4 protein-coding genes are annotated in these 6,295 nt (G+C 46.1%); 3 read left to right on the forward strand and 1 reads right to left on the reverse strand.

The genetic code is table 11. The annotated features are described in order from the left end of the window. Window positions 1-37 precede the first annotated feature (37 nt). A protein-coding gene (locus OGV38_RS10195) for an IS3 family transposase (protein WP_117086587.1) occupies window positions 38-1,245 on the reverse strand; the annotation gives its coding sequence in 2 pieces (ribosomal slippage) (window positions 38-924 and window positions 924-1,245; 1,209 coding nt in all). Between the two features lie 70 nt (window positions 1,246-1,315). Between OGV38_RS10195 and OGV38_RS10200 the strand changes: the two genes are divergently transcribed. The 3 genes from OGV38_RS10200 to OGV38_RS10210 all read left to right on the forward strand — a co-directional run bounded on the left by OGV38_RS10200 (window position 1,316) and on the right by OGV38_RS10210 (window position 6,148). Then, complete coding sequence (locus OGV38_RS10200; protein WP_286473261.1) at window positions 1,316-2,440, forward strand: hypothetical protein; 1,125 nt, start codon at window positions 1,316-1,318, stop codon at window positions 2,438-2,440. 4 nt (window positions 2,441-2,444) lie between these two features. Further along, window positions 2,445-4,904, forward strand: a complete 2,460-nt coding sequence (locus OGV38_RS10205; protein ID WP_159137057.1) for a hypothetical protein — start codon at window positions 2,445-2,447, stop codon at window positions 4,902-4,904. 263 nt (window positions 4,905-5,167) lie between these two features. Then, window positions 5,168-6,148 carry an IS5-like element ISKpn26 family transposase gene (locus tag OGV38_RS10210; protein ID WP_000019450.1) on the forward strand — a complete coding sequence of 327 codons (981 nt, stop codon included), beginning with the start codon at window positions 5,168-5,170 and terminating at the stop codon, window positions 6,146-6,148. The last annotated feature ends 147 nt before the right edge of the window (window positions 6,149-6,295 follow it).

Raw genomic sequence — 6,295 nt, forward strand, 5'->3', positions numbered from 1 at the left:
TGATCTTGACCCTCCATCTCCGAACAGCTTTTGTATCTTAAGTTAACGATGTCCGCTGCCGCCGGTATTCCCTCGGGGAGTGATATCCCAGCGCGCTGTGCGGGTGGTTTTCATTGTAATGCGTGAACGCTACTGCAAGGTTTCGCAGTGCTGTTCTCACATCCGGTTTTGGCATGAACGCGATATAGTCTTCTTTCATCGTTTTCACGAACCGTTCGGCCATGCCATTACTCTGCGGGCTGCTCACCGCTGTTGTGCAGGGCTCCAGATTCAGCTCTCTCGCGAACCTCCGCGTTTCATACGCGGTATACGCTGAACCGTTATCCGTCAGCCACTGCACCGCTGTGTCGGGCAACCTGTCGCCGAAGCGCTTTTCCACCGACCTCAGCATCACATCCTGCACGGTCGAACTGTCATAGCCTCCCGTGCTTGCTGCCCAGTCTATGGCCTCACGGTCGCAGCAGTCCAGCGCGAACGTTACCCGCAGTTTTTCGCCGTTGTCGCAGCCGAACTCGAAGCCATCTGAACACCAGCGCATATCGCTTTCTGCCACCGCTATCTTGCCCTTATGTTCACGCTTCGGTCGCTCTGGTTTGTGATGCAACAACAACAGGTTATGCTCACGCATTATCCTGTAAAGCCGTTTGGCATTCACAGGTAGCTGTCCCTCTGTGCGACGTTGCTTGCGCAGGATGCCCCACACGCGTCGATAACCATAACTCGGCATATCGCTGATAATGTTGAGGATAGCCGACAGTATTTCTGCGTCTGCTTCTTCATTACGCCGGTTACAGCGCCTGTCCTGCCAGTCGGCAGAACGGTTAATCCGCAGTGACAGTTGCGCACGCGACACGCCCATGGTCCGGCAGACCATGGCTATTCCCCGTCCTTTGGCAACAAGGGCGCGTGCGCTATCCATTTTCGCGACTGACCGTACTCCACGGCTTCTTTCAGGATCTCAACTTCCATCGTCTTCTTGCCCAGAAGGCGCTGAAGCTCCCGGACCTGCTTCAGAGCAGCAGTAAGCTCAGAAGCAGGAACGACTTCCTCTCCAGCCGCAACGGCGGTGAGGCTGCCTTCCTGATATTGCTTCTTCCACTTAAACAGCAGGCTGGGCTGGATACCATGCAGGCGGGCGACATGGGAGACATTCATACCCGGCTCCATCGTCTGCTGGATAATGGCGATCTTCTCCTGAGGAGTTTTACGTTTACGGACTTCTTGCCCTAACAGGATCCCGGTCATCTCAAAATTGGCGTTAGTGTTAGACATATATTCAAGCCTATCTCTTATCTGGAGATACAGCTACTGTCCGGTGTTTCAGGGGGCTACATCACACCTTGATGCTGAACTAGCAAAAGACCTGTCCCGCTTTGCTTCATTACCTATCTATACATCAAATCGTCGACAGCTTTCGGCACTCAATCGTCAATTACTGGATACACTTCGGGAGCGTGATGAACTGACACAGAATAATTTCTTCAGCCAGCTCATGACGCCGACACAGCCTGGAAAACTAGCAGTGGATTATATCGATCAGCGACTAGTTCCGGCTATTCGATTGTTACGGGAACAGTCAACACCAAGAGATGACATCCCATTACTCTGGCGACAACTCGGTAAAGCAGTACTTCAACATGATTTAGCCTGGAAACCGGGAAAAAACGCTTTCGACATTGATCTTGAATTATATAAATGGGCTTGCTTTGAAAAGCCGAAATTAGCTAATACTGACGGCAAAATCTGGTACTCCCCACAGACATGGCAGTTTTTTGACAAAACAGCAGAAGGGCTGCGCCAATACAACCCTCAGAAACTGTATCAGTATATCCAACGTCATCCTGTCATTACTGACTGGTTCAACCGTAAGGGTTACAGAACGTCTATTATGCCCTTCGCGAACGATTTGGAAGAGCGTTACGCATTCCATCCACTAGTTATACAACGCCTACTGATGGGACGTCTGGGAGAAGAAGCTATCCGGGCACTTCTTTATTCAGAGAGCATCATTACCACCAGCCAAGTGAGCAATCACCGGCTTTTTGAGCAGTATGATTTCAGCATAAAAAATTCTGATTATCGTGTGGATGCTAAGTTTTGGAGACAAGATACTCTCGATAAGGCAGATGAAGAATATCAACAATGGTTGGCATCTGGCGCAAATCAAGAGCATACCCCTCTGGGTCTGAGTAAAAAACTGGCACAAATTCGCGCTATCGAGGGTAATAAAACCAAATTGGTTATCGCCAACTTTGTTGCTCCACATGCTGATAGTCAATTACTGGGTTTCTCTCACCAATTAACCCCTGTTCAAAATCCTTATGAGGCGGACATTCTGATTCTCGGCGGATGCGTGACCCCAGACACCATTTCAGTGGAAACACCCGGATTCGGGCAACTCAAAAAAATCATCAATCAAAACATTATGGAAAGAGCATAACATCATGGCGAAACGTAATGACGAAATAATCCGTTCTCTCCCTCTTTCACACATGATTTACCGGGACAACGAGATCGATCGGGAGAAAGCTGAAAAACTAGTTGTCTATCATTATCCGTTAAGTAAAAACTATCGCTGGAATGAATGGCAAAGCCGAATTGATGATGAGTTAGGCAGTCGTTATTATCCTTATTTGATGAAATCTCATAAGGATCAATTTGGACTATACGTTGCTTTGGACTCAGAGCAAGACAAGCCACCAATAATAAAAAATGGTGATGGGATTATTGTTGAGCCAACGCGTGTCCATTACGAGGCCATGCTGAATCCAGTATGGATCCGACTTATCATGCGTAAAGTCTCCGCCTTTGGTTCACATTGCAAAGGTAGCCATACACTGGGATGCCCATTACTACAGACTGACGTCTGGAAAAGTAAGAATAGTTGCGGTATCAATGCAATTAGTCTGGACTGTCGCACTCAACAAAGAAGCGATAAAAATATCACTGAGGTTATATTATTTCATAAAAATGTCCCACTACGTCCAGTCGATATAAAAGACGAATTATTTAATATTCATCAACCATTATGGATTTATGATAAAAATAATGTTCTTGCCCGTTGGAAAGCGGAAAAAACGACAAAACCTAAATCTCAAATTTACCGGGAAGTAGCCAAAAATAAAGATAAACGCAAGCTACGCCCTTTTCTCGACCTTTCGTCTTCAACCTCACTCAAAAATAGCTGGCCTTGGATTCTTCAACCCGTTCAAAATGAATTTATTGAGCAAGCAAGAAAATTTGGCTTCGGATTATCTCCAGTAGTACTTAAGTTACGCCCTTTACCGCTTAAAACAAAATTCAAAACAGCTGACAAGGCTAAATTCCCAAGTGTACAGCTTGATAAAGAGATAAAGGTTCTTGATCTACGTTTTTCGAAAAATGTATCCCCACAATACATTGTTAATAACATTCAATCCCTGCTGAATGAAAAATATCCTGATGCACGCATGTCATTACTACCTGATATAGAACCGGATCAGATTGTGAACATAAAAATTGATGGATCACAGTGTCTACTTGTTTTGCTGGATCAGACTCCGGGTATCATTGACGATCGCTATCCATTGACACAAATATTAAGAACAAAAGCTGCCTGCCAGCATATTAATGTTAATCCTTTTGATCTCACAGTCGACCCAATTACGGATAACTTACTAATAGAACAGTCTACCCCTGACGGTGACACGAGGCTTATTCCTGCCACAGATTCTCGTTACTATGATTATAGTATCAGTGATTTTGAGAAAAAAGCGGTTCAAGAATCTTTGGCACGTAATGTTGAAATTGTATATAAAGAATTAGCCCTGAAGCATTTGCTGCTATGCAATGAGACCAAAATTAGTGTGACGCTTCCGCAGCAGAAGGATCTACTCACTAGCAGTCTCGCTGTAATCACTAATGGCTGTTTGTTTACTGTTAAACAAGACCGCCCAATAATATTACCTTTCCACCCAGCTATGCCAGATGCTGTTTCAGCCTGTGATGATATACTCTGTTCATTTGATACCTCTGTAACAGCACTACTCGCTTTGCTTAACGAAAAGTGGCCTTACCATTATCGCCCCCAAGATATTACACAAGGGATTTGGAATGAAGCAGAGAAGTTGACCCGATTTATTAATCGGTTGACGGTGATAATTCACAAAACGGAAGAAGTGACTATCCTCCTTCAGGATCCACAATATGGAGCACCTCATATGCTTCCGGAGAAATTAAACGATTTAATGACTATTCTGGATTCTCAACGGCAACAACTCCCTCTTAATAAATGGTTATTACCTGAAATGGATGAACTAATGTTTCATATAGACCAACTTACTGAAGAAGGTGAATTATCCGATACAAATAAAAATACGTTACTTCGTGAACTCGAGTTGTTGTGTGACCTATGGAAATGTGCTTTAAGAAAATATTATTCCGACAATGAATTCAATGTCACTTATGATGTTTTAAAAAATTATGTTTTTTCCCAATGGCCTGAAAAGAAAAATGCGCTTATGGTGGAATTCGCTAAAAAATCAGTTAAAAGAGCCAGTACATCATTAATAGCATCATGGAATAAATTATTATCTCGTGTCTTCGATTTACCTTTAGGCGATCCTCGCAACTGGCTCAAGAACGTACCAGGTATTACACGACTCTGGCATGATCCAGAGCAAAATTACGTCATTGTTGGCAGTCTTTCCTCCCCTCAACCTATTATTCAACGTCAACCCAGTATTCGCCAATGGCATGCATTGCAGGGTGAACTTAATTCCGAACTTCTTGCCGGACTAGTTGATGTTGATTGGGTCAGAATGAATCAACTAGCGGGCAATCCCTGTGTGGCTACGCTTGTGCGTCGATGGAAGGAATGTCAGGTTCAGCTGGATGATGTGCGTGATGTATCACTGACAGAGTAAAGTTTCAATGCCTCAGGTAATAATATAGGACCTGAGGCATTGTGAACAACTAAGCTATTAGAAGAATGAAGTTTACATGCAATGTAATAACATCAGCTTTGTCGATATCCTATACACAGATTGAGGGACGTATGCGCATTCATCAGGTTCAAATAAAGAATTTCCGACTTTTAGCTGACGTGGAGCTTGTATTAGGGAAGGTGCGAACAAGTTCCTGATATGAGATCATCATATTCATCCGGAGCGCATCCCAGAGGGACATCATGAGCCATCAACTCACCTTCGCCGATAGTGAATTCAGCACTAAGCGCCGTCAGACCCGAAAAGAGATTTTCCTCTCCCGCATGGAGCAGATTCTGCCATGGCAGAATATGACCGCTGTCATCGAGCCGTTTTATCCCAAGGCGGGCAATGGCCGACGGCCCTATCCGCTGGAGACCATGCTGCGTATTCACTGCATGCAGCATTGGTACAACCTGAGCGACGGTGCCATGGAAGATGCCCTGTACGAAATCGCCTCCATGCGCCTGTTTGCCCGATTATCCCTGGATAGCGCCCTGCCGGATCGCACCACCATCATGAATTTCCGCCACCTGCTCGAGCAGCATCAACTGGCCCGTCAATTGTTCAAGACCATCAATCGCTGGCTGGCCGAAGCAGGCGTCATGATGACCCAAGGCACTTTGGTGGATGCCACCATCATTGAGGCACCCAGCTCTACCAAGAACAAAGAGCAGCAACGCGATCCGGAGATGCATCAGACCAAGAAAGGCAATCAGTGGCACTTTGGCATGAAGGCCCACATTGGTGTCGATGCCAAGAGTGGCCTGACCCACAGCCTGGTCACCACCGCGGCCAACGAGCATGACCTCAATCAGCTGGGTAATCTGCTTCATGGAGAGGAGCAATTTGTCTCAGCCGATGCCGGCTACCAAGGAGCGCCACAGCGCGAGGAGCTGGCCGAGGTGGATGTGGACTGGCTGATCGCCGAGCGTCCCGGCAGGGTAAAAACCTTGAAGCAGCATCCGCGCAAGAACAAAACGGCCATCAACATCGAATACATGAAAGCCAGCATCCGTGCCAGGGTGGAGCACCCGTTTCGCATCATCAAGCGGCAGTTCGGCTTCGTGAAAGCCAGATACAAGGGGCTGCTGAAAAACGATAACCAACTGGCGATGTTATTCACCCTGGCCAACCTGTTTCGGGTGGACCAAATGATACGTCAGTGGGAGAGATCTCAGTAAAAACCGGAAATAACGCCAGAAATGGTGGAAAAAATAGCCTAAATAGGCTGATTCGATGTGTTTGCGGGAAAAAAATCGGCCCAGATCCGCGAAATTTTAATCAGCGAGTCAGCTTGGGAAGAAATGACCTGCTTATTCGCACCTTCC

Origin of the sequence: Citrobacter sp. Cb080, from assembly GCF_030334745.1 — a bacterium.
Classification (GTDB): domain Bacteria; phylum Pseudomonadota; class Gammaproteobacteria; order Enterobacterales; family Enterobacteriaceae; genus Citrobacter; species Citrobacter braakii.

What these genes read in the sequence shown, in the direction of transcription:
- OGV38_RS10205 (WP_159137057.1), top strand. Translation starts at nt 2,445, where the DNA reads ATGGCGAAACGTAATGACGAAATAATCCGTTCTCTCCCTCTTTCACAC.
- OGV38_RS10210 (WP_000019450.1), top strand. Translation starts at nt 5,168, where the DNA reads ATGAGCCATCAACTCACCTTCGCCGATAGTGAATTCAGCACTAAGCGC.